Source organism: Gilvimarinus sp. 1_MG-2023 (genome assembly GCF_030548285.1).
Window position 1 is genome coordinate 1 of the sequence record NZ_JAUOSC010001376.1, and the last position, 251, is coordinate 251.

At 51.4% G+C, this 251-nt stretch carries 1 pseudogene; it reads left to right on the forward strand.

What is annotated here, in order from left to right:
* A pseudogene (locus Q4563_RS21345) lies at positions 1-251 on the forward strand (malate synthase G); the annotation flags it as partial.

Here is a 251-nt window from a genome sequence, read left to right on the forward strand (position 1 = left end):
CGGCGATTCTGTTTGTTAACAACGGCTTGCACTTTGAACTGCAAATCGACGCCAGCAGCATGGTTGGCGCCACTGATTCTGCCGGAGTCAAAGATATCCTGATGGAATCGGCTCTGACCACCATTATGGATTGTGAAGACTCGGTTGCGGCGGTAGACGCGGAAGATAAAGTCATCACCTATGGCAACTGGCTTGGTCTGATGCAAGGTAACCTGGAAGAACAGGTCACCAAAGGCGGCAAGACCTTTACC